This is a genomic window from Pseudomonas sp. 14P_5.3_Bac1, assembly GCF_025466135.1.
Taxonomy (GTDB): domain Bacteria; phylum Pseudomonadota; class Gammaproteobacteria; order Pseudomonadales; family Pseudomonadaceae; genus Aquipseudomonas.
Genome location: NZ_JANLOF010000021.1, coordinates 1 through 301, shown reverse-complemented (window position 1 = coordinate 301; position 301 = coordinate 1). Strand labels below are relative to the sequence as shown.

Here is a 301-nt window from a genome sequence, read left to right as displayed (position 1 = left end):
CGACATTCAGCCGCATCCCGAGGGCGGCGAAACGCTCGTGTATACCGACGAGCAGGGCCGGCCCATCGACATGGGCTCGATTCCGTTAGGCGGCGCGGTGTTCAGCGCCGGTGAAGGGCTTGCGGTACGGCGACACCTGAATGGGCAATTGCTGATCGAAAGCGACGACGGCGTGTACCGCTTGTTCGAAGCTGCTCCAGCAGACCCGTCGCGACTGCGTCTGACCCAACTGGGTGATCGTAACGACAACCGCATCTATATCGACTATGACGAAGCCGGACGTCTGGTACGCCTGCGCGAC

At 62.1% G+C, this 301-nt stretch carries 1 protein-coding gene; it reads left to right on the top strand.

Features of this window, described 5'->3' with window-relative positions:
- Positions 1–301, top strand: a 301-nt coding sequence (locus tag NTD89_RS05110) for a hypothetical protein (protein ID WP_262206630.1), incomplete at both ends; no start/stop codon positions are given.